The 22,016-nt window shown below is 68.5% G+C and carries 20 protein-coding genes; 9 read left to right on the top strand and 11 right to left on the bottom strand.

Annotated features, from left to right (window positions below; genetic code table 11):
- Positions 1-43 precede the first annotated feature (43 nt).
- The 3 genes from ACZYSP_RS10835 (at position 44) to ACZYSP_RS10825 (ending at position 3,223) form a co-directional block, all read left to right on the top strand.
- Complete coding sequence (locus tag ACZYSP_RS10835) at positions 44-1,198, top strand: mandelate racemase/muconate lactonizing enzyme family protein (RefSeq protein WP_093075727.1); 1,155 nt, start codon at positions 44-46, stop codon at positions 1,196-1,198.
- 36 nt (positions 1,199-1,234) lie between these two features.
- A complete protein-coding gene (locus ACZYSP_RS10830; RefSeq protein WP_093075725.1) occupies positions 1,235-2,218 on the top strand; it encodes a Bug family tripartite tricarboxylate transporter substrate binding protein in 984 nt (327 codons plus the stop codon).
- Positions 2,219-2,515: 297 nt separating this feature from the next.
- Positions 2,516-3,223 carry an arylmalonate decarboxylase gene (locus ACZYSP_RS10825; protein ID WP_093049049.1) on the top strand — a complete coding sequence of 236 codons (708 nt, stop codon included), beginning with the start codon at positions 2,516-2,518 and terminating at the stop codon, positions 3,221-3,223.
- Between the two features lie 6 nt (positions 3,224-3,229).
- Here the strand turns inward: ACZYSP_RS10825 and ACZYSP_RS10820 are convergent, their stop codons facing one another.
- The 3 genes from ACZYSP_RS10820 to ACZYSP_RS10810 are packed head-to-tail and all read right to left on the bottom strand — an operon-like array spanning position 3,230 to position 6,569.
- Positions 3,230-4,594, bottom strand: coding sequence for an MmgE/PrpD family protein (locus ACZYSP_RS10820; protein ID WP_093075724.1), 1,365 nt, complete (start codon positions 4,592-4,594; stop codon positions 3,230-3,232).
- A gap of 14 nt (positions 4,595-4,608) precedes the next feature.
- Positions 4,609-5,772 carry an acyl-CoA dehydrogenase family protein gene (locus ACZYSP_RS10815; protein ID WP_093049052.1) on the bottom strand — a complete coding sequence of 388 codons (1,164 nt, stop codon included), beginning with the start codon at positions 5,770-5,772 and terminating at the stop codon, positions 4,609-4,611.
- 14 nt (positions 5,773-5,786) lie between these two features.
- Complete coding sequence (locus ACZYSP_RS10810) at positions 5,787-6,569, bottom strand: citryl-CoA lyase (protein WP_093075722.1); 783 nt, start codon at positions 6,567-6,569, stop codon at positions 5,787-5,789.
- A gap of 107 nt (positions 6,570-6,676) precedes the next feature.
- On the opposite strand from ACZYSP_RS10810, the gene ACZYSP_RS10805 reads away from it, so the two are divergent.
- From ACZYSP_RS10805 to ACZYSP_RS10790, 4 genes are all read left to right on the top strand, one after another.
- A complete protein-coding gene (locus ACZYSP_RS10805; RefSeq protein ID WP_093075720.1) occupies positions 6,677-9,004 on the top strand; it encodes an acyl-CoA dehydrogenase family protein in 2,328 nt (775 codons plus the stop codon).
- Positions 9,005-9,047: 43 nt separating this feature from the next.
- Complete coding sequence (locus ACZYSP_RS10800) at positions 9,048-10,034, top strand: Bug family tripartite tricarboxylate transporter substrate binding protein (protein WP_093049060.1); 987 nt, start codon at positions 9,048-9,050, stop codon at positions 10,032-10,034.
- A 3-nt stretch (positions 10,035-10,037) separates the two neighbouring features.
- Positions 10,038-11,567 (top strand): class I adenylate-forming enzyme family protein, encoded by a 1,530-nt coding sequence (locus ACZYSP_RS10795; protein WP_093075719.1) that lies wholly within the window; start codon positions 10,038-10,040, stop codon positions 11,565-11,567.
- A gap of 111 nt (positions 11,568-11,678) precedes the next feature.
- Entirely contained in the window at positions 11,679-12,359 is a 681-nt protein-coding gene (locus tag ACZYSP_RS10790; RefSeq protein ID WP_093049069.1) for a hypothetical protein, read from the top strand.
- Here the strand turns inward: ACZYSP_RS10790 and ACZYSP_RS10785 are convergent.
- The gene (locus tag ACZYSP_RS10785; RefSeq protein ID WP_093075717.1) at positions 12,302-13,510 is read right to left on the bottom strand and encodes a DNA topoisomerase IB; all 1,209 of its coding nucleotides are present in this window, start codon (positions 13,508-13,510) and stop codon (positions 12,302-12,304) included. The genes ACZYSP_RS10790 and ACZYSP_RS10785 overlap by 58 nt on opposite strands.
- A 121-nt stretch (positions 13,511-13,631) precedes the next feature.
- Between ACZYSP_RS10785 and ACZYSP_RS10780 the strand changes: the two genes are divergently transcribed.
- Positions 13,632-14,675: a purine-nucleoside phosphorylase gene (locus ACZYSP_RS10780; protein WP_093075716.1), complete on the top strand. Its 1,044-nt coding sequence runs from the start codon at positions 13,632-13,634 to the stop codon at positions 14,673-14,675.
- 10 nt (positions 14,676-14,685) lie between these two features.
- Here ACZYSP_RS10780 and ACZYSP_RS10775 read toward each other — a convergent pair whose 3' ends face one another.
- The 5 genes from ACZYSP_RS10775 to ACZYSP_RS10755 form a co-directional block, all read right to left on the bottom strand.
- Positions 14,686-15,369 carry a TIGR02117 family protein gene (locus tag ACZYSP_RS10775; RefSeq protein WP_093075714.1) on the bottom strand — a complete coding sequence of 228 codons (684 nt, stop codon included), beginning with the start codon at positions 15,367-15,369 and terminating at the stop codon, positions 14,686-14,688.
- A 7-nt stretch (positions 15,370-15,376) separates the two neighbouring features.
- On the bottom strand, positions 15,377-16,570 hold the full coding sequence (locus ACZYSP_RS10770) for a Y-family DNA polymerase (RefSeq protein WP_093049081.1): 1,194 nt from the start codon (positions 16,568-16,570) through the stop codon (positions 15,377-15,379).
- Positions 16,571-16,689: 119 nt separating this feature from the next.
- Positions 16,690-17,295, bottom strand: coding sequence for a YiiX family permuted papain-like enzyme (locus ACZYSP_RS10765; RefSeq protein WP_093075713.1), 606 nt, complete (start codon positions 17,293-17,295; stop codon positions 16,690-16,692).
- A gap of 30 nt (positions 17,296-17,325) precedes the next feature.
- Positions 17,326-18,813 (bottom strand): TRAP transporter large permease subunit, encoded by a 1,488-nt coding sequence (locus ACZYSP_RS10760; RefSeq protein WP_093075711.1) that lies wholly within the window; start codon positions 18,811-18,813, stop codon positions 17,326-17,328.
- Entirely contained in the window at positions 18,814-19,338 is a 525-nt protein-coding gene (locus ACZYSP_RS10755) for a C4-dicarboxylate ABC transporter substrate-binding protein (RefSeq protein ID WP_093075710.1), read from the bottom strand.
- A 95-nt stretch (positions 19,339-19,433) separates the two neighbouring features.
- On the opposite strand from ACZYSP_RS10755, the gene ACZYSP_RS10750 reads away from it, so the two are divergent.
- A complete protein-coding gene (locus ACZYSP_RS10750) occupies positions 19,434-19,997 on the top strand; it encodes a putative glycolipid-binding domain-containing protein (RefSeq protein WP_093076067.1) in 564 nt (187 codons plus the stop codon).
- Here the strand turns inward: ACZYSP_RS10750 and ACZYSP_RS10745 are convergent, their stop codons facing one another.
- Both ACZYSP_RS10745 and ACZYSP_RS10740 read right to left on the bottom strand, forming a co-directional pair.
- Positions 19,998-20,990, bottom strand: a complete 993-nt coding sequence (locus ACZYSP_RS10745; protein WP_093075708.1) for a Bug family tripartite tricarboxylate transporter substrate binding protein — start codon at positions 20,988-20,990, stop codon at positions 19,998-20,000. It abuts the gene before it with no gap.
- The gene (locus ACZYSP_RS10740) at positions 20,987-21,907 is read right to left on the bottom strand and encodes a LysR family transcriptional regulator (RefSeq protein ID WP_093075707.1); all 921 of its coding nucleotides are present in this window, start codon (positions 21,905-21,907) and stop codon (positions 20,987-20,989) included. Before ACZYSP_RS10740 ends, ACZYSP_RS10745 begins: the two co-directional genes overlap by 4 nt.
- Positions 21,908-22,016: the final 109 nt, after the last annotated feature.

The raw sequence follows: 22,016 nt of genomic DNA, 5'->3' as shown, positions 1-22,016 counted from the left end.
CGCGGCCCGCGCGCAAAGATCGCGCAAACCAAAGGAGACACCCTTGAAGATCGTTCGCGTCAGCGCCACGCCGCTGAACATTCCCGTCACCATCGACGTGGTCGGCCTGAACAAGCAGACCTCGCTGTCGCTGTGCCTCACAGAGATCGAGGCCGACACCGGCCTCGTCGGCCACGGCATGACTGCCATCACCGAGGAAGAAATCGTCGGCGCAGCCGTGCGCGAGGTGGCGGGCCCCGCACTGATCGGCGAAGACCCGATGGCCACCGAGCGCCTGTGGGACAAGCTCTACTGGCTGCTTTCCCCACGCGGCCAGACCGGCTACGCCAGCCATGCCATCGCAGCGCTCGACATCGCGCTGTGGGACATCAAGGCCCGCGCGCTGGGCCAGCCGCTGTGGCGCCTGCTCGGCGGTGCGCGCGCCAAGGTGCCGGTGTACGCCACCTTCGGCTTCGGCTTCTTCGAGCGCGACCAGCTCGCGGCCGCCGCGAAGCTGTGGGTTTCGCAGGGCTTCCAGCGCCTGAAGATGACCGTCGGCAACCACGCACTCGCGCGCCGCGACGAGCCGCGTCCGCTTGACGAAGTCATCGCCGAAGACGTGCGCCGCGTCGCCGCTGTGCGCGAGGCCGTGGGCCCCGACGTGAAGCTGTATGTCGACGCCAACTGCGGTCTCGACCTGTTCCATGCTACCGAACTCGCACACCGCATCGAGCCCTACGGCATCAGCTTCTTCGAGGAGCCGCTCACGCAGAACGACGTGCGCCAGATGGCACAGCTGCGCGCGCGCACCCGTATTCCGCTCGCCTGCGGCCAGAACGAGGGGCTGGCCTTCCGCTTCCGCGACCTGCTGGTGAACCAGGCGGCGGACGTGCTGCAGCCCAACGTGACCATCTCGGGCGGCTACTCGCAGTGCCTGAAGATCGCGGGCATGGCGCAGGCTTTCAATGTGCCCATCGACAACGGTGGTGCCTGGCCCTTTCACAACATGCATCTGCATGCGGGCGTGTCGAATGGCGGGCTGGTCGAATATCACTACGTCGCGGTGCAGATGCTCAAGCAGATCTTCGACGGCCTGCCGGTGCCCGAGCAAGGCTGGCTGACTCTGCCCGAGACGCCGGGCTTGGGCTTCGCGCCCAATGCAGAGCGCGTGCGAGAGCTGGCGAAGCTGCCGACCTCGCACGGCAAGGGCAAGGCCTGAGCCGCCCTGCGAATCAAAAAATAAGACGGAGACACGATGAAAGCCAGACAAGCGATTCGCGCGGCAGTGGCCCTGGGCCTTGCCGGCGCGCTGCTCGCAGCGCCCATGGCCTGGGCCCAGAAGTACCCTGACAAGCCCATCCGCCTCGTGGTCGGCTACTCGGCCGGCGGCGGCGTCGATGCCGCCGCGCGGCTGCTGAGCGCGCGCCTTCCCGCAATACTGGGGCAGCAGGTGATGGTCGAGAACCGCACTGGCGCGACCGGCATCATTGCCGCCGACTTCGTCGCCAAGGCGCCGCCCGACGGCTACACGCTGATGATGGGCGACAGCGCCTTGCTCATTGCCAAGCTGCTGCAGCCGAAGATCGGCATCGATCCGCTCACCAGCTTCAAGCCGGTGGCGGGCGCCTTCATCTCGCCGCTGATGATCGTCGCCAACAACGACTTTCCCGCGAAGACGCCGGCCGAGCTGGTGAAGGAGCTCAAGGCCAATGCCTCGCGCTATTCGTATGCCACGTCGGGTGTCGGCACGGTGCAGCATCTGGGCTTCGAGATGCTCAAACAGGCCACCGGCAGTTCGGTGGTGCATGTGCCGTACCGCGGCGCCGCGCAGATCGTGCCGGACGTGATCGGCGGGCAGATTCCTCTTGGCGTGGTGAGCGCGACGGCGGGCATGGCGCAGGCCAAGGCGGGCAAGCTGCGCGCGGTGGCGCTGATGAACACGGCCAAGCTGGAAGGCGCGGAGAGCGTGCCGCCGTTGGCCGATGCGCTGCCGGGGTTCGATGTGGCGCCGCGCATCTTTGTGCTGGCACCCGCGGGCACGCCGAACGATGTGGTCGAGAAGCTGTCGGCTGCGGTGAAGTCGGTGCTCGATACGCCGGAGGCCGGCACGGCTGCCGCGGCGCAGGGCACGCTGCGTGCCTATGCAACGCCTTCGCAGCTTGGGAAGGACATGGCTGCGGAGACTTCTCGGTGGAAGAAGATCATTTCTGATCAGCGCATCGTGGCTGAGGGGAATTGAGTTTTTTTGTTCGTGGGGCGCTCACGCCGACGGGGTACCTTGCTCCGCGAATGTCCCCCGGGGCTTCGCCCCTCCTCCTTTATTTCGCTGCGCAAGGCACCCCGCCGTCGTGATCGTTCAGAGCACTGGTTAATCAGCCGCAAACCGACAGCACGTCCGGTGCACAGGGCGCCGGGTGCTCCCCGCAGCGAAATAAAGGAGGAGGCCGCAGGCCGGGGGACATTCGCGGAGGGGAGTACCCGGTGGCCTGTGCACATACCCCGAAACAAGAGCCAAAAAAAGCATGGAGCCATCGAAATGACCACACCTCACCTGGGCCTGATCGTCCCCCCGGCAGCCGGCGAAGTGCCGGTAGACGGCCCGCTGCTTTACGGCGAACGCATCCGCTTCAGTGCCAAAGGCCTGGGCCTTGGAGAAATCTCGACACGCGGTTATCTCGACGTCATCGACTCCGTGGTCGAGAAAGCCGTGGCGCTCAAGGAGGAGGGCGTGAGCGCGGTCTCGCTCATGGGCACCTCGCTGAGCTTCTTTCGCGGTGCGGCCTTCAACCGGCAACTCGAAGTCGAGATGGCGCGTGCCACTGGATTGCCCTGCACCACCATGAGCAACGCCATCGTCGGCGCACTGCGTCACCTCGGAGTGCGGCGCGTGGCGGTGGCCACCGCGTACATCGACGAAGTCAACCTGCACCTGCGCAAGTACCTGGAACAGAGCGACTTCGAACCCCTCGCGCTCGAAGGCCTTTCCATCTCCGACGTGAAGGCCGTGGGCGAAGTTCCGACGCAGGTGCTGGTCGATCTGTGCCTGAAGGTCTTCGATGCCCAGCCCGGCGCCGACGGCATTCTCATCTCTTGCGGCGGGCTGGTCACGCTCGATGCGGTGCGCGAAGTCGAAGCGCGCCTGCGGGTGCCCGTGGTCTCGAGTTCGCCCGCAGGCTTCTGGGACCTCGTCGGCACCGCTGGGCTCGATCCGCGCGTGCCCGGCCAGGGGCGCCTGTTCGCCTGAGCCGCTTCAGCCGATAAGCCAGCGCCCCACGCGCGGCGTATCGGCCAGTTGCCAGACCCGCTCGCACAGCGCCTTCGCCTCGTCGGCGGTGGCGCCTTCGCCGTAGTGCGCCAGGCGCTGCATCTTGTCTTCGATCTCCGCGCGGTCCAGGCTGTTGCCGGGGTCGCCCTTCGGTTCATCCACACGGCCCTGCAGCGTGCGGCCGTCGGTGGTCTGCACGCTGACTTTGCCGATCCAGCGTGCGGGGTAGGCAGTGTCGACTTCATCGTCGAGCTGCATCGCCACCTTGTCGCGGAAGGCCGAGACCTCGGGCGCGAGAAAGTCGCGGTCGAACTCGCCTAGGCCCGCGCGGCCGTGCACGGCGATGAGGCCCAGCACTGTGCCCATCGAGAACTTGCCCTGGTGCACGGTGGCCGGCACGGTCACGCGGCCCAGCACGTCGATGGCGCCCTGGTGCACGTGCGTGGTCACGTGAGACACGTCGGTGGGCTTCAGCCTGTTCTGCGTCATCACCTGCAGCAGCGCGTCGGCGGCGGGGTGGGTGTGACGGCAGGAGGCGTGGTATTTGAAGGAGGTCTCGGCCAGCGTCCAGCGCGTGCCGAGGCCGTCGGTGAGCTTCGCAGGGTCGGCGTCGCTCGACATGCCGACGCCCAGGCCCTGCGCGCCTTCGAGGATCTTCGCGGCGCCGGTGAAGCCGTCTTGCGCGAGGTAGGCCGACATCAGCCCGCTCGCTGCCGCATGCGCGCAGTGCAGCTGCTTGGAATCGGCCGCGTCGCGCAGGAACTCCCACACGCCGGCCGACTGCGTGCCGGCCGAGCCGAAGGCGTGCAGCATCTGCTGCGGCGTGAGGTCCAGCAAACGGCCCACCGCAGCGGCGGCTGCGAGCGTGCCTGCAGTCGCGGTCGTATGAAAGGTCTTGTAGTGCGAGCGGCCGAGGAATTCGCCGACGCGGATGCCCACCTCGTAGCCCGCGACCACGGCCGTCAGCAGCTGTGCGCCGCTCGCGCCGAGGCTCTGCGCCACGGCCAGCGCAGGCGCAATCACCACGGCGGCCGGATGGAACACCGAGCCGTTGTGCACATCGTCCTGCTCCACGAAATGCGAGGCCGCTGCATTGACCAACGCAGCGAACACTGGCGAGCTGGTGCGGCGCGAGGTCAGTATCTCGCTGGGTCCGTCGGCGGGGCCCATCATCTGCGCGAAGCGTTCGATGCTGCGCACCGGCCGTGCGGTGCGGGCCGCGAGCACGGAGCCCAGCCAGTCGAGCATCAGGTCTTCGGTGCGGCGCAGCACGGGGGCGGGGATGTCGGCGAACTGCAATTCGGCGGCGAAGGTCGCGAGCAACTTGCTCGGGTGGTCGACTGGGTTCATGGCGATGAAGTCCTTCAGAACGAACGGGGCAGGCCGAGCATGTGCTCAGCCACGTAGCTCAGGATCAGGTTGGTCGAGATCGGCGCCACCTGGTACAGCCGCGTCTCCCTGAACTTGCGCTCGATGTCGTATTCGCACGCAAAGCCAAAGCCCCCGTGGAACTGCAGGCAGGCATTGGCCGCCTCCCAGCTCGCCTTGGCCGCAAGGTACTTCGCCATGTTGGCCTGCGCGCCGCAGGGCTGGTGCGCGTCGAAGAGGCGACAGGCTTCATAGCGCATCAGGTTCGCCGCTTCCACTTCGATGAACGCCTCGGCAATCGGAAACTGCACGCCCTGGTTCTGACCGATGGGCCGGCCGAACACCACGCGCTCCTTGGTGTAGGCCGTCACGCGGTCGATGAACCAGTAGCCGTCGCCTATGCATTCGGCCGCGATCAGTGTGCGCTCTGCGTTGAGCCCGTCGAGGATGTACTTGAAGCCCTGGCCTTCCTCGCCGATCAGGTTCTCGGCCGGGATCTCGAGGTTCTCGAAGAACAGTTCGTTGGTCTCGTGGTTCACCATGTTCAGGATGGGCTGTACCGTGAGCCCCTTGCCGATGGCCTCGCGCAGGTCGACGATGAAGATCGACATGCCCTCGGACTTCTTCTTCACGTCCGCCAGCGGCGTGGTGCGCGCCAGCAAAATCATCAGGTCCGAATGCTGGATGCGCGAGATCCACACTTTCTGGCCGTTGATGACGTAGCGGTCGCCCTTCTTCACCGCCGTGGTCTTGATCTTCGTGGTGTCGGTGCCGGTGGTGGGTTCGGTCACGCCCATCGACTGCAGGCGCAGTTCGCCGTTGGCGATCTTCGGCAGGTAGTTGCGCTTCTGCGCTTCGCTGCCGTGGCGCAGCAGCGTGCCCATGTTGTACATCTGGCCGTGGCAGGCGCCGGAGTTGCCCCCGCAGCGGTTGATTTCTTCCATGATCACCGAGGCCTCGGTCAGCCCCAGGCCCGAGCCGCCGTACTCCTGCGGGATCAGCGCGGCCATCCAGCCGGCCTTGGTGAGCGCGTCGACGAATTCGGCGGGGTAGCCGCGTGCCTCGTCGATCTTGCGGAAGTAGGCATCGGGAAACTGCGCGCACAGGTCGCGCACGGCGTCGCGGATGTCGGGAAAGCTCTTGTCGTTGGCGTTGTTCATCGGTCGTTGCTCAGTCAGTCCAGGCGGGGGCCGCCGGCTTCTTTCTCCACGCGTTGCCAGATCTCGATGGCCATCGGGTCGTCGATCTCTTCCAGGATGTGGCCCACGAGGCCGATGGCGCGCGCCATCACGCCGAAGCCGCGAATGATCTTCCACGGAAAGCCGAACTCGGCCGCAATGGCGCCGATGGCCCCGGTCGCGTTGATCGGTAGCGACTTGCCCGACACGCGCTCGGCTTCTTCCTGCACCGCCTGCATCAGCGCGACATAGTGCGTGGAGAGCCCGTTCTCCGCCGCGATCTGGAACAGGCGCGGCGTGCGCGGGTCGATGGGCTTGTGCAGCGGATGGCCGAGGCCCGGCACGATCTGCTTGCGCGCGCGGTGGTCGGCCACGATGTCTTTCGCCATGTCGGCGAGCGGGCGCGTGGGCTTCTCGCCGAAGGGAATCGCTTCGTAGAGCATCTTCGCGGCGCCCTCGGTGCTGCCGACGAACACCGTGCCCAGGCCGCAAAGACCGGCAGCCACGGCGGCTTGCAGTGCTTCGGGTGCGCCCGCATAAGTGAGGCGAGCAGCCAGCGCGCTGGGCGTGATGCCGTGCTCCACCAGTGTGACGACGATGGCGTTGAAGGTGACGGATTCCTGCGGCGTCGGGATGCGCCCTGTCAGCTCCAGGAAGGCCATATCGCCGAGATTCAGGTGGCCGAGGATTTCCGAAGGCAGGTCGCGCCCGCGCACGGTGATCTTGTCGGGCGTGCTGTGGCCCAGCTCGGTGTGCAGGGATTTCTTGATTTTCGTCATGGCAGCGAATCTAGCCCGCCCTCGCGCGGGGTGGTTCTCTGATTGCGAAACCCTCCCTTCGGCAAATGCAAATGCTCGCTCGCGGGGTCTTCAGGCACGCTGCGGCGATGGATCTTGAATCACTTTCGGCAGTGCGCGAATCGGCGCTCGACTACTTCGTTCGCAGCCGCGCTATCCAGCGGCGGCGCGCATGCATGGAACAACCCGGTGCCGACGAGGCCGAAGGCTGGGGCGGCATCGCCGCGCTGGGCTGGCCCGGCATGCTGGCGCCCGAATCGGCCGGCGGCCTCGCGTTGGGGCTCGACGGCGCGGCGGAGATCCTGCGGGCTGCGGGTGAGCATGTGGCGCCCGAGCCGCTGCTGGCCGTGGCCGGCCTCAGCGCGCTGCTGCTGGCGCGGCTCGGCACGCCGGGCGCGGATGCCCTGCTCGCTGAATTGGTCGCGGGCCGCAGCCTGCCCGCGCTGGCATGGCAGGAAAGCGCCGGCGACCTGAGTGCGGTGCCGCTGGCCTGCGGCTGCGAAGTACGGCCCGGGCACACAGGCGGCGTGCTGCTGCAAGGCGAAAAACTCATGGTGCTGCCCGGCGCGGCTGCCAGCGGCTGGCTGGTGTCGGCGCGCGGAGAGGACGATGCGGTGCTGCTGTGGGTGCGGCGCGGCACCGAAGGCGTGACCGAAACGCTGGTGCCACTGGTCGATGGCAGCCAGGCCTCGAACCTGCGCTTCGAGCAAGTGGCGTTGCCGCCCGGCGCAGTGCTGGCCGAAGGCCCGGCCGCGCAGGATGCGTTGCGCCATGCCCTTGCGGCCGGCCAGATCCTTCAATCAGCCGAGCTGCTGGGCGCGGGGCAGGCCATGCTGGCGCAGACGCTGGCCTACCTGCGCACGCGCTCGCAGTTCGGCAAGCCCATCGGCAGCTTCCAGGCGCTGCAGCATCGCTGTGTCGACATGTTCATCCACCTCGAAGTGGCGCAGGCCACGTTGAACGAGGTGCTGGCTCTGGCAGCACAGGGCTTGCCGGCGGACCGGATCGAAGCCGAGGCGAGCCGCGTCAACGCACGCTGCACGGCCGCTGCGCTGCAGGCGTCGCGAGCATCGGTGCAATTGCATGGCGCCATCGGCTACACGCAGGAGTGCGACCTGAGCCTGTTCTACAAGCGTGTGCTGTGCCTGTCGGCCTGGCTGGGTAACGTCAGCGCGCATCAGCGCCGGCATGCGTCGCTGTCGGGCTATGCGGAAGCCACGGCGGGTGCGGCCGAGTGGCAGGGTAATTTCCCGCGCACCGCCGACTGGTCAGCCATGCCCGAGGCCGATTTCCGCAGCATGGTGCGCGCCTTCCTGCAGCTGCGCTATCCGCCGCAACTGCGTTATCTCTCGCACCGCGCGCGCTGGAGCGAGATGCGCGAGTGGTATCTCACGCTGTCGGCGCAAGGCTGGATCGCGCCCGCGTGGCCGCAGGCGCATGGCGGCATGGGCCTGCCGGCGGACAAGCTCATCGCGTGGATCGAGGAGCTGGAGCAGCACGGCGTGGCGCGCGCGCCCGACCAGGGCATCGTGATGATCGGCCCGCTGCTCATCCAGCATGGCACGCCCGAGCAGCAGCAGCGCTTTCTGCCCCGCATCCTGAGCGGCGAGCATGTCTGGTGCCAGGGCTATTCGGAGCCCAACGCCGGCTCCGACCTCGCGGGCCTGCGCACCGAAGCCTTGCCTGCGCGCGACGCGCAGGGCGATCACTTCGTCGTGAACGGCCAGAAGATCTGGACCACGCTCGCGCAGGACGCCAACCACATCTTCATGCTCGTGCGCACCGACAAGGACGCACGCAAGCAGGAGGGCATCAGCTTCCTGCTGTGCGACCTGCGCACGCCGGGCATCACCATCCGGCCGATTCATACGCTGGCCGGCGAGCCCGAGTTCTGCGAAGTGTTCTTCGACAACGTGCGCGTGCCGGCAGAAAACCTCGTGGGCAAGCTGCATGGCGGCTGGACCATCGCGAAGGCGCTGCTGGGCTTCGAGCGCATCTTCCTGGGCAGCCCCAAGCAGTCGCAGTACGCGCTGGGCCAGCTGGCGTGGCTGGCGCAGGCGCGGCGCCTGTTTGCCGACCCGGTGTTCGCGCAGCGCTTCGCGGCGCTGCGGCTCGACGTGCTCGACCTGTCGGCAGCCTACACGGGCTTCGCGAACATCGTGCGCGCCGGCAAGCCGCTGCCGGCTTCGGTGTCGCTGCTGAAGATCTGGGCGAGCGAGACCTATCACCGCATCGGCGCGCTGCTGGTCGAGGCGGGCGAAGAGCAGGGTGCCGTGGCCGGCGACCAGTTGCTCGACGGGCAGAGCTTCAACGTGCTCTCTCCGCTCATCGGCTCCACCGCCGCAATGATCTACGGCGGCACCAACGAGATACAGCGCAACATCCTCGCGCGGCAGGTGCTCGACCTGCCGGCCTGAGCGATGTAGCCGACGAAGAAATACACAACAGGAGACAACGCTCATGACATCGACTCACTTCTCGCGCCGACACCTCATGGCCGCGATGGCAGGCAGCGCGGCGCTGGCCGCATTGCCGCATCGTGCTTTCGCGCAGCAGCCCTTGCCGCCGCTCATCAAGCTCGTCGTCGGCTATTCCGCAGGCGGCCCGGTCGACGGCGCCGCGCGCCTGCTCGCACCCGCGCTGAGCCAGGAGCTGGGCACGCAGGTCATCGTGGACAACCGTCCCGGCGCCAGCGGCTCGCTCGGCGGCGACGCGGTCGCCAAGGCCGCGCCCGACGGCACGATGCTGTTCTTCGGCGCGAGCCCGACCATCACCATCAACCCGAACGTGCAGCGCAAGATGGCCTTCGACCCGATGAAGGACCTGACGCCCATCGCGCCGCTGGTGGACTACACCAACGTGCTCGTCGTCAACAACGAAGTGCCGGTACGCAACCTCGCCGAGTTGCTGGCCTACGCGAAGGCGCGGCCCGGCAAGGTGTTCTACGGCTCGGCGGGCGTGGGCGCGTCCAACCACCTGAGCGGTGCGCTGCTGGAGAAGATGACCGGCGTGCAGCTGACGCACGTGCCCTACAAAGGCAGTGCACCGGCGCTCGCCGACGTGATGGGCGGCACCGTGACCATGATGTTCGACATCATCGCCACCTCGAAGCCCTTCATCCAGACGGGCAAGGTGCGCGCGCTGGCCGTCACCTCGCGTCAGCGCAACCGCATGCTGCCCGATGTGCCGACCATGATCGAGTCGGGCGTGCCCGGCTACGACGTGGGCGGCTGGTTCGGCCTCTACGGCCCGGCGCGCATGGACCCTGCGCTGGTCGCGCGCATGAACGCCGCGGCGCAGAAGATGCTGGCGCGCGAAGACATCGCGCACCGGCTGCGCGAGCAGGGCTACGACGTGTGGTCTGGTGCGGCCGACCTGCTGGCGACGAAGGGCAGGTCAGATCGCCAGCTCTGGGCGACGGCGTCCAAGGGCATCGAGGCGGAATAGGCGATGCAGAAGATTCATCAGTTGTTGGAGGCACGCGCGGCTCACACGCCGGAGGCTGTCTTTCTTTTCGAACCCGCTGGGACGACGACGTATGCGGCGCTGCAATCGATGGTCGATGCCGCCGCAAACGACCTGCTGGCCGCCGGTGTGCGGCCGACCGACCGCGTGGTGCTGGTGGCCGAGAACTGTGCCGCGCACATCGCGCTGCTCATGGCCTGCAGCCGCGTCGGGGCCTGGTCGTGCGGCGTGAATGCGCGCATGTCGCCGGGCGAGATCGCGGCCATTGCGGAGCGTGCGGATGCACGGCTTTGCTACTTCACGACCGGGGCATCCGAAGCTGCTGAAAGGCATGCGCAGAGAGCCGGTGCAGAGCCTTCCGCACTCGAAGGCGTGATGCGCTCGGCCGTGCGTGCCGAAGCACGCACCGAACCCGACCCGGCATTGGCCGACACGGCCGCCATCATCTTCACTTCCGGTACCTCGGGCACGCCCAAGGGCGTGATGGTGTCGCACCGCGGCCTGCTTCATTTTGGCCGCGTTTCGGCCCAGGTGCGAGCCCTGAGCGAGCGCGACCGCGCCTATGCCTTCCTGCCGATGACGCACATCTTCGGCATCGGCACGGTGCTGATGGCCGCGCTCACGGGCGGTGCCGCGCTGGTGCTGCGCGGCAGCTTCTCGCCGGCCGACATGCTGCAGGCGCTGGCGCACGAGCAGGTGTCGAACCTGCTCGGGCCGCCGACGATGTATGCGCGCCTGCTGGCCCACATCGAGGCGGAGGGCGTGGCGCCGCGCTTTCCGCAGCTGCGCTACGTCTATACCGGCTCGGCGCCGCTCGATCCGGCGCTCAAGCAGCGCGTGGAGCAGTTGTTCGGCCAGCCGCTGCACTATGGCTACGGGCTGTCCGAGTACGCGGGCTCGGTGTTTCTCACGCGCACCGAATCGCCGCGCGCAGACACCTCGGCGGGCTACGCGGTGGAAGGCGGCGAGGCCCGCATCGTGACCCTCGACGGCAATGACGCCGCGCCCGGCGATACCGGCGAGATCTGGCTGCGCGGCCCCGGCCTCATGCTCGGCTACTTCCGCGATGCCGCCGCCACAGCGCAGGTGATGCGCCCAGGCGGCTGGTACGCCACCGGCGATCTCGGGCGCTTCGGCAGCGACGGTGCGCTGTTCGTGGTCGGCCGGCTGAAGGAAATGATCATCCGCTCGGGCTTCAACGTATACCCGGCGGAGATCGAGGCGGTCATCGCCCGCTTCGACGGCGTGCACCTGTGCGCGGTGGTCGGCGTGCCCGAGGCCGACGGCAACGAGCAGGTCGTCGCCTTCGTCGAACTGAAGCCCGGCGCGGTGCTCGACGAGGCGGCTCTGCGCGCGCACCTTGTCGAGCACCTGTCGCCCTACAAGCGCCCGGCCCGCATCGAGGTGATCGACGCGATGCCGACCACGGCCAACGGCAAGCTGCTCAAGCGCGAGTTGCAGGCGCGCTGCACGCCGTTTCCGGACATTCCCAACCGGTGCGCGGGGCCATCGTAGGCACGCTCCTACACCCGCGCCCAGAGGCGGGCACGATACTTGTTAACTCCCCCGTTTCAGGAAGTACCTCGTGACCGTGCCGATGAACCCGACGCCCGTGGCTGCTGCGCAATGAAGGCCTCGCCCAGTGCGCGCAGCTGGATCGCCGCCGGCGTGCGCCACGAACTGCTCACACGTGCGTTGCCCGCCCTGCGGCACGACATGGCGGCGCCCGTCTCGGTGATCCGCATGGCGCTGCTGATGCTCAAGCGGCAGGTTGGCGCCGCCACCATCGACGCCGTGGCCTGCGAAGAGCGGGTGGCGCTGATCGACAACCAGGTGTCGGAGCTGATCGAAGCCGTCCGCTCGCTGCGCGATTGGGAACTGGCCACCACCGACGACGGCATCACCCGCAGCGCGCTGGTGGCGCAATGCGTGGCGCTGATGCGCTCGGCCTTCGATCTGCACGGCGTGTCGCTCGACGCCGATGCCTCGCTCGATCCGCAGGAAGACGAGCACCGCTGGCCTGCCGCGGCGGCCCTGCGCTACCTGTTCCTCGGGGCGTTGGGGTACCTGCACGACGGTGCGGCCGAGGCGGGGGCGATCCGTGTCGAGGCAGATGGTGCGAATGCACTGCGCCTCACGGCCCTGCCGCGCGAACCCGGTGGCACGCCCGCCGTGCTCGATGCGCACCGCGCACCGCGCGCCCTGGCCATCGATGCCGTCGCGCTGCAGAACCTGGCTGAAGACCTTGGCTACGCCGTGGCGCTGGATGGCGACAGCGTGCGCCTCGTGCTCGCGACCGGTAACTGAGCCTTGCTGTTGCGGCCTCGCGCCGCCTGCCTCCGCCGTGGCGCTCGCAGGAAGGCCAGCAGCCGCCGTTCGGCCGCATGCAGCCCACGTGATGGCCTGGCCGTGCCGTGCCCGGCGATCCTTTCGAACAGTGCGCCGGTGGCTTCGTCGCCCTCCGAGAGCGCGCTGCCCAGCGCCAGCACGGCCGGGTGCACGTACGCCTTCTTGCAGACTGCTGGCGTGTTGCCGAGTTGCCTGGCGACGGCCGCGAGGATGTCCTTTGCGCTGTAGCGAGTGCCGTCGGCAGCGGCGCGGCCCGGCTCGCAGGCCAGCCGGGTGAGTTCCAGCGCCTGCACGGTGCCGTGCCAGGTGCGGAAATCCTTCGCGGTGAAGCGCTCACCCTGCGCGGCTTCGGCCAGGTAGTCGTTCACGTCGGTGGACGAGACGCTGCGCAGTTCGCCATTTCCGCCTCCCTCTGCATCCTCGTCCACGTACTGGAACAGCGCCTGCCCCGGCAACTGCTGGCATTGCCGCACCACCCTGGCCACGCGCGGGTCGTCGAGCTTCGCCTCGTGCATCACGCCGCTCTTGCCCCGAAAGCGCAGCCGCAGGGCCTGGCCCTGCACGGCCGCATGCCGGTTGCGCAGCGTGGTGAGGCCGTAGGAGCCGTTGCTGCTCGCGTATTCCTCGTTGCCCACGCGCAGCAGCGTGGTGTCGAGCAGGCGCACCACCGCCGCGAGCACCTGGCTGCGGCCCGGCGCCTTCTGGCCCCTTGGCAATTGCAGGTCGCGCGCCACACGGGCGCGGATGCGCGGCAGCGCGAGCGCGAAGGCTTCGAGGCGGTCGAACTTGGTCTCGTCCTTCATCGAGCGCCAGTCGGCGTGGTAGCGGTACTGCTTGCGCCCGCGCGCGTCGATGCCGGTGGCCTGCAGATGGCCGTTGGGCAGCGGGCAGATCCACACCTGGGTGTAGGCCGGCGGAATGGCCAGCATGCGGATGCGCGAGATCTCGTCCACGTCGCGCAGCCATTGCCCCTTGGCATCGCGGTAGCGAAAGCGCTCGCCGTGCTTCAGGCGGCGTATGCCGGGCATGTCGGGGTTCACGTAGACGAGGCCGTTGGCGATGGGCGTCGGCTTTGACGGAGGCTTTGCAGGAGTGGAAGAGTCCGGCATGGTGTTTGCGTGATGGCGTTACATCGCGCTTTTGCCAGCACCGACAATCGGCGGTTGTAGGACGCCGGGCGCGCTTGTTGTCCTTGTCCTGCCGTCTTTGTCCTTCTTAACGGGTTCCAGAATGACTTCTTCCAAGTCCTCCTTTTTCACCGCCCGCTGGCTGGCTGTGCCCGCCGCGGCGCTGCTGTTCACGGCCTGTGCTTCCACTTCGACCCCGACCGCATCTGCCCCGGCTGCGCCCGTGAAGGTCAAGGTCTTCGTCGCCGCCATGTTCGAGATCGGCCAGAACACCGGTGACCGCGCCGGCGAGTTCCAGCACTGGTACGAGCGCTACTGGAAGGGCGCCAGGCCCATTGCGGTGCCCGGCGCACTGCAGCCCGTGTACTGCAACACCGACGGCGTGTGCGGCGCGGTGCTCGGCATGGGCAAGGTCAACTCGTCGTCGTCTATGCAGGCCATCTTGCTGAACCCGCAGTTCGACTTCTCGCAGAGCTACTACGTGATCTCGGGCGTGGCCGGCACGCCGCCCTCGCGCGGCACCATCGGCGAAGTGAGCTGGGCCACCTGGCTGGTCGACTACGACCTGGGCCACCGCTGGGCACCCGAAGAGAACAAGCCAGGCGAACCGACCTTCATGCCGCGCAAGGGCTACGAGGAATACCGCCGCTTCAAGCTCAACCCCGACCTCGTGGGCTGGGCCATGAAGCTCTCGGCCGACACGCCGCTGAAAGACGCCGACTCGGCCCGCAAGTACCGCCTGCGCTACCCCGATGCCGCGGCCCGCCGCGCGCCCTTCGTAGGTACCGGCACGCACATGACCGGCGACACCTTCTTCCACGGCCCCGGCATGTCGAAGCAGGCGCAGTACATCGCCAAGCTCTACGGTGCCGACGACTACGTCATCACCGAAATGGAAGCCGCCGCCATCACCCTCGTGATCAAGCGCACCCACGGCACCGACCGCGTGATGAGCCTGCGCGGCGCCGTCAACTTCGACCAGGGCAGCCCGAAGGAAACCACGCTGCAGCACCTGGACCCTGCACCGGGCGAAACGGCCGGCGGCTTTGCCGAGACGGTGGAAAACATCGAGCTGGTGGGCAGCCGCGTGGTCGATCACATCGTCGCGAACTGGCCGCAGTGGTCGGCCGGCGTGCCCAAGCCCTGAGCTTCGTCGCTCAGGGCCGCACCGGCTTCAGGTGCCACGTCACCGTGAAGTCGAAGGGCGTCCAGCGGCTGACGATGACGCCCGAGCGCCGCAGCCCGCGCCCAGTCCAGGTGTTGCAGGTCTCGAAGAGGTTGTAGCCGCCTTCGGCTTCGTAGAAGGCGTCCTGGCTGTCGTAGTGCGCGCCCGCAATGGGCGTGGCCTGGCCCGAGGGCAGCGCGGCGCGCACGTAGCCGGCCAGTTGCGCGTACTGCGCCTGCGAGAGCGGCAGGCTGTAGGCGCCGCGCCCCAGTTGGTTGCGCCGCAGGTAGCTCACATGCATCAGCGCGCGGTTGCCGCCCGACAGCGCCCCGAAGGCGCGCGCCGCCGTCAGGTCGCCCCAGGTGGGCGTGTTCAGGTAGAACTCGCGGTCGCCCCAGCCGATGGCGATGAACTCGGCATCGGGCGGCGGCGCCTTGAAGTCTTTCAGCGGGAACACCTGCAGCCAGTCGACGGTGGCCGAGCGGATGGGGAACACGTAGTCGGTGTGCACGCCGTTGCTCAGCACCCAGGCCTGTACGTCGGCGGTTGCATCGTTCGATGGCTGCGCATTGGCCGGCCAGAATACCAGCACGCAAGCCGTGGCCACGTAGAGGCCGACCAGCGCGACGAAGCCCAGCAGCGTGAAGGCGATGCGCCGCAGCCAGCGTTTCACCATGGCGTGTTCAGAACAGCGACGCGGTGGTCGCCGCCGGTTCCGACGCGGCGCGATGCGCACCGGCCCCGGCGGGCGCCAGCGCCTCGGGGCTGCCCGCCTTTGCCAGCGCGCCCACACGCACGCCCAGGAGGCGCAGCGGGCGCTCCAGCGGCACGCGTTTCAGGCACAGACCGCCCGTGTGGCGGATGGTCTTCGCGTCGTCCGTGAAGCGGTCGATGGTCTGGTCGCGCGTGGCGATCTTGAAATCGTCGTAACGCAGCTTGATGCCGATGGTCTTGCCCACGTAGCCCTTGCGCTGCAGGTCGGCGGCGAGCTGCTCGCACAGCTGCGTGAAGATCGCGCCCAGCTCGGCGCGGTCGCGCACCGCGTGCAGGTCGCGGTCGAAGGTGGTCTCGCGGCTCATCGACACGGGCTCGCTCTCGGTCACCACCGGGCGGTTGTCGCGGCCCCAGGCCACCTCGTGCATCCATGCGCCGGTGGCCTTGCCGAAGGTGGCAATGAGCCAGTCGCGGTCGCGCGCCGCGAGCTGGCCTACGGTCTCGATGCCGAAGCGCTTGAGCTTCTCGTCGGCCTTGGGGCCGATGCCGTTCACCTTGCGGCAGGGCAGCGGCCAGATGCGCGATTCGAGATCGTCCTCGTAGACGATGGAGATACCGTTGGGCTTGTTGAACTCGCTCGCCATCTTGGCGATGAGCTTGTTGGGCGCCACGCCGATGGAGCAGGTCAGGCCGGTGGCATCGAAGATGGCTTTTTGCAGCAGTCGTGCCAGCGAGCGCCCGCCGTCGCGCTGGCCGCCGGGCACGTCGGTGAAGTCGATGTACACCTCGTCCACGCCGCGGTCTTCCATGAGCGGCGCGACCTCCAGGATGAGGTTCTTGAAGGCGCGCGAATAGCGCCGGTACTCGTCGAAGTCCACCGGCAGGATGATGGCCTGCGGGCACAGCTTGGCCGCCTTCATGAGCCCCATGGCCGAGCCCACGCCGAACTGCCGCGCCGGGTAGGTGGCGGTGGTGATCACGCCGCGGCCGGTGTAGTCCTTCAGCAGCGGAAAGGACTCGACCGGAATGTCGGCCAGCGTGCCGCCCTCGGGCAGGTTGCGGATGGCTTCGTCCACGCGCCGCCGCCCGCCGCCGATCACCACCGGCAGGCCCTTGAGCTGCGGATAGCGCAGCAGCTCGACCGACGCGTAGAAGGCGTCCATGTCGAGGTGCGCGATGCGGCGGATCGGCGGTGGCGCAGGTGACGGTGGCTGGGTCTGTGAACTCACGGCCACGATTGTCTCGCGGTCGGGCGGCGTGTGCCCGTGCGGGGGAGATCCGGTCAGCGGGTTTCGACGGTCACGAGCAGCGGCGATTCGAACATCGCCACCGGCGAGATCACCGGCTCGTCCATCGGCACCTTGTCGCCATAGCGCTCGCGCATCTTGGCGCGCACCGCAGGGTCGCCCAGGTTGAATTCGCGGATCTTCTGCAGCTCGCCGATGCGCACGCCCAGCGCGCGCTGGTAGAGCTTCCACACGAGTTCGGAGCAGTAGATGCGCTTGTCGGACCATTCGAAGGTCAGGTCGTAGGGCCGCCCTTCGAAGTCAGAGGTGCCCGCGCGCAGTTTGGCCACTGCGCCTGGTGTCAGTAGCGTGTCGGCATTGCGCAGCCGCTTCACCACGTAGTGCCCGCCGTTGCCGCGCGCGGTCCATTGCGCAAGCGGCGTGTAGCGCACCGTCGACACCGCCTCGAACACATAAGGCTTGCCGCCCCGCAACAGCACGATGCCCATGTGGCTGTAGCGCGAGCCGGTGGCGCGCTGCACCGCGATGCTCTGCGCCGAACGCGAGGTGTGGAAGATGATGTCGCCGTCTTTCAACGCCGCCGCGTGGCTGGCGCTGGAGGACAGGACGAGCGCGAGCGCGACGGGGAGCTTGAATGTCATACGCCGCGCATTGTGCGGCACGCCGCGGCGCTATTTCTCCTCTGGTGGAGCGGCGCTGTCGCCGGTGTCGGGCGGCGCCATCTCGCGCATCAGGCGGTCCACCGCTTCATCGTTCATCGGCTCGGCGGGCGCGAGCGCGGTTGGCGAGGTGCGCAGCCAGCGCGTGGTCTCGGGCAGCGCCATCACCAGTGCTGTCACGGTGGCGAGCACCGCCAGGTAAGGCGCCAGTGCCCGCGCTACGGCAGCCACCGGCGGGCGCGGCGCGACCTGTCCGCGTGCCAGCACCAGCGCATAGCCGAAAGGCGGCAGCAGGAAGCCGGCCTGCAGCACCAGCAGGGTCAGGGTGGCGATCCATGCGGCGTCGTCGAGCTGGGCGAGCACCGGCGGCATGACGATGGGCACGATGAGGAAGATCAGTTCGAAGGCGTCGAGAACGAAGGCGCAGGCCAGCAGCACGGCCAGCACCGCCATGAGCCCGACCATGGGGTGGCCCTGCAGCGACAGCATGAGCCGCGCGATCAGCCCGTCGGTGCCGAAGCCGCGCAACAGCAGAGAGAAGGTGGTGGCCGCCACCAGCAGCGCATACAGTGCGCCGGTGAGCGCCATCGCGTCGTCGAGCACCTGCCACAGCACCGCTCGCGTGAGCTGGCGCGACACCAGGCCCCAGCCGAGCAGCAGCACGCAGGCGGCGGCCGCGCCCTCGACCGCGCGCACCCTGCCCAGCGTGACCAGCACGAGCAGGGCGCCGATCAGCAGGGGCACGAGCAGCAGCGTCCAGCCTTCACGCGGCTGCATCGGCTCGCGCGGTGCTGCAGTGGCGGCGGGCTTGCCGCGCCGGGCGCCGAACCACGCGACCGCGAGCCAGCCGATCAGCAGCGCCGCTGCTGGCACCAGTGCGGCCTGGAGGATGTCCTGTGTGTTGACGATGCGGTTGGCATTGGCTGTGGGCAAGGCCAGCGTGCGCGCCATGTTCACGCCCTCGGTGTGGGCGCGCAGCATCGCGTCGCCGAGCAGCAGAAGCACAAGCGATGGCGGCACGATCACGCCCAGCGTGCTGGTCACGGCCACGAGCGCGGTGCGTTGTGCCGCGGGCAGGCCTTCGGCTGCCCAGCCCTTGCCGGCCGTGCGCGCCAGCGTCAGCAGGCTGGCGCCGACCGAGCCGTTCATCGGCGCGAGCATCAGCCCCAGCACCATGCCGGCCAGCTCCGATGCGGCGCGCGGGGCGACGAAAGCCAGCGCCTTGCGCAAGCCGTTGTACAGGTGCTCGGCCAGCGCCAGCCGGTTGAGCAGCGCGCCCACCAGCGCGTAGAGCGCCAGCGCCTGAAGCAGGTCGTGCTCCAGCAGGCCGACGATGCGCCACGGAAGGTTCTGCAGCAGCGCCGCATCGAACGCACCCAGCGCCAGTCCGGCCAGCGCGCCCAGCGTGCACACGCCGAGCAGCACGGCATAAGTCGGCCAGCCGGTGGTCATCATCAGCGCCAGGGCCAGCGCGAGCAGGGCGAGTCCGAGCCAGGCCATTCAGTGCCCGCGTGGATGGCGCAGTTCGCGCAGGAGATCGAGCGCGCTCTGCACCGCCAGCAACACCGCGAGCAGCAGCAGCGCCACCTTGATCATGAAATAGCCGGGGTTGAAGGTGTCGGGGAACAGCTCGAACGCGGCCACCGAGCGCCACACCGGCACCGTGGCCGTCACGATCAGGAACAGAGCCCACGGCAGCACGCACAGCGCCGCCCCGATGCGGCGCGCCCGTGCAAAGCGCCCGCTGGTGTCGGCAGCCAGGTCGGGCCGCGCCACGAGGTGCGCGCCGCGGCGCCCGGCGTGCCGCAGCGCCACCGCAACGTACAGCGCGAACAGCCACTGCGCGAGGTCGTTGGCCTGCGTGGGGCCATTGCCCGAGCCGGCCAGGTCGCGCAGCGGCCATTGGGCGAACAGCAGCAGGGCGATTGCGATGGCAAAGGGCATCGCCGCGCGGTCGATCCAGTCGAGCCAGCGCGGCGCCTGCGGCGGGGGAGGGGCTGGAAGATCGGCAGGTGGCGGCGTCATGCGACGCCGATAGTCTTCCCGGAACCTGACCACCACCTGCGGCCGCGCGGGTCATTGCTTGCGTGGTGCAGCATGCCGGTGCCATCATCCGCGCCATGCAAACAGTCGCCTCCATCCTCTGGCGCAGGCTCGATGTACCGGGCCACGACGCCTGCCGTCTAGAACGCAATGCCACGGCCTGGCAACTCGATGGCGCGGCCGTGTTCCGACAGGAAGACGGCCGCATCGGCCAGCTGCATTACCGCGTGCGCTGCGACCTGCACTGGCACACCCAATGGGGCACCGTGCGCGGCTGGCTGGGCGACGCGGCCGTCGATCTGTCGATTGCCCGCGACGCGCGTGGCCACTGGAAGCTCAACGACGAGGCGGTGCCCGACCTGTCGCACTGCGTCGATCTCGACCTGGGCTTCACGCCTGCTACCAACCTGCTGCAGTTGCGACGGCTCAACCTGGCGAAGGGCGAGGGCGCCGATGCTCCGGCGGCCTGGGTCGATCTGGATGGTGGTGGCGTGCTGAGCGAGCTGGCGCAGCGCTACGAGCGGCGTAGCGAGAGCGAATATGCCTATGAGGCCAAGCGCTTCGACTATGCGGCGATGTTGAGCGTGACGGAAGACGGCTTCGTGCGCGACTACCCGAGGCTCTGGGTCGCCGAGAAGTAATCAGTCGAACTGTGAGCGGTCGCCCGCGACCAGTTCGCGATTGTGCCGTCGATCAACCGCTATCTCGTGCGCGAAATCGTCGGTGCCACCACCGGCCGGCAGGTTGTAGGCCCCACGCAGCCGCGCACGCACCACACTGCTGTCCAGCACACGATTGATCTCCGCATTGAGCCGCTGCACCACCGCCACCGGCGTGCGCGCAGGCGCGAAGATGCCGAAGAGCGAATCGCGGTTCGCCTTCTCGAAGCCCAGCTCCGCGAGCGTGGGCACCGCTGGCAGTGCCTCGATGCGAGCAGGCGCGCCGACTGCAAGCGCCTGGAAGCGCCCGCCTTCGATGTACTGAAGCTGCTGCGCCGCGACGTTGGTCGACAGCACCTCGAACTGTCCGCTCAGCGCATCGTTGAGTTGCGGCCCGCCGCCCTGGTAGGGGATGTGCGTGATGTCGGTGCGGCTCTGCACGCGCACCTGCGCCAGCACCAGGTGGCCGATGGTCGCCACGCCCGAGGTGGCCCAGCGCACCTCGCCCGGTTGCCTGCGCGCCTGCGCGATCAGCTCGCCGAAGCCGTGCCCTGTGAAGGCCGGCGTGCCCACCACAAGCACCGGCGTGCGCATCACGCTGGCTACGGGCACGAAGGCACGCTGCGGGTCGTAGGGCACGCGCGCCAGCAGCGGGTGCAGCGTGAGCGGGCTGATGGCGGAGAAGGCCAGTGTGCAGCCGTCGGGCGTTGCGCGCGCGAGCGCATCCATGCCGAGACTGCCGCCCGCACCGGGACGGTTTTCGATCAGCACCGGCACGCCCAGCGACTGCGCCAGAGGCTCCGCCAGCACGCGTGCCATGCCGTCGCTCACCCCGCCGGGCGGGTAGACCACGATCAGGCGCACCGGGCGGCTTGGCCATGGCGCGGCATGCGACACCTCCGGCAGTGCGCACATCGCCGCCGCGAGCGCGCCGCCCGCGCGCTGGATGAAATGACGACGCCGCAGCAAGCTCATGACCCCGGATTTTCGACAGCCAACCTGCGCAGCAGCTCCGCGAAATGCTGCGCGGGCAGGTTGTCTTCCTCGACGCGCGACACCAGCGTGAGCGGCGCATCGAGCTGGCCGCCATCGGCCAGCCGCGCATAGGCGATGGCATGCGCGTGCACGCCGGTCATCGAGGCCGGCACCACCGACAGGCCGACACCGGCAGCCACTAGGTTCAGGTTGGTCATCATGCGATCGACTTCGGCCACCACGCGCGGGCGCAGGCCCTTGGCGTGGCACAGCGCTAGCAGGTCGGCATAGAGGCCGGGCGCGCCGGGGCGGCGCACGAGGATGATGCCTTCCTCGCACAGCTTCGCGAGCGGCAGCGGGCGCGAGGCCTTGTTGCGGCCGAGGGCAAAGCGATGGTCGCTGGGCATGGCAACGAGCACTGGCTCGCGCAGCAGCGTCTCGAACACCAGCCCCTCGGGCCGCGCGACCGGCACGCGCAGCAGGCCGCAGTGCAGTCGGCCCGCGGCCAGCGCCTCGGTGAGTTCGGCGGCGTTGTCTTCGCGCAGCTGAAGCTCCACCGCCGGGTACGCCCGGCGGAACTCGCGCAGCGCCTCGGGCATGAAGCGGTGCGCCGCGGCCGAGCTGGTGAAGCCGACTGCGAGCGTGCCGGCCTGGCCCTTGGCTACACGCACCATGCGCTGCTTCATGGCGTCCATGTCCTGCAGCATGCGCAGCGCCTCGGTCTGAAAGAGCCGGCCCGCGTCGGTGAGGGCCACGCCGCGCGGATGGCGGCGAAACAGCAGCACACCCAGCTCGCGTTCCAGCGCCTTGATCTGCTGGCTGAGCGGCGGCTGCTGGATGCCCAGTTGCTCGGCCGCGCGTGTCATGTGGCCGGTCTCCGCGACGGCGGCGAAGTAGCGCAGTGCCCGTATGTCCATATTTTTTTCGTATGAAGAGTGCCTTGTTATTTTATTTGACCCTAAGTCACCCTGAATCTATCGTCCGGCCGCCTATTCAAAAAGCGGCCCACCGAGGCCGCATGCCGGA

This window comes from Variovorax sp. F042, from assembly GCF_057814215.1.
Note: the sequence above shows the minus strand (reverse complement) of the source record. Positions and strands in the feature narration are given on the sequence as shown.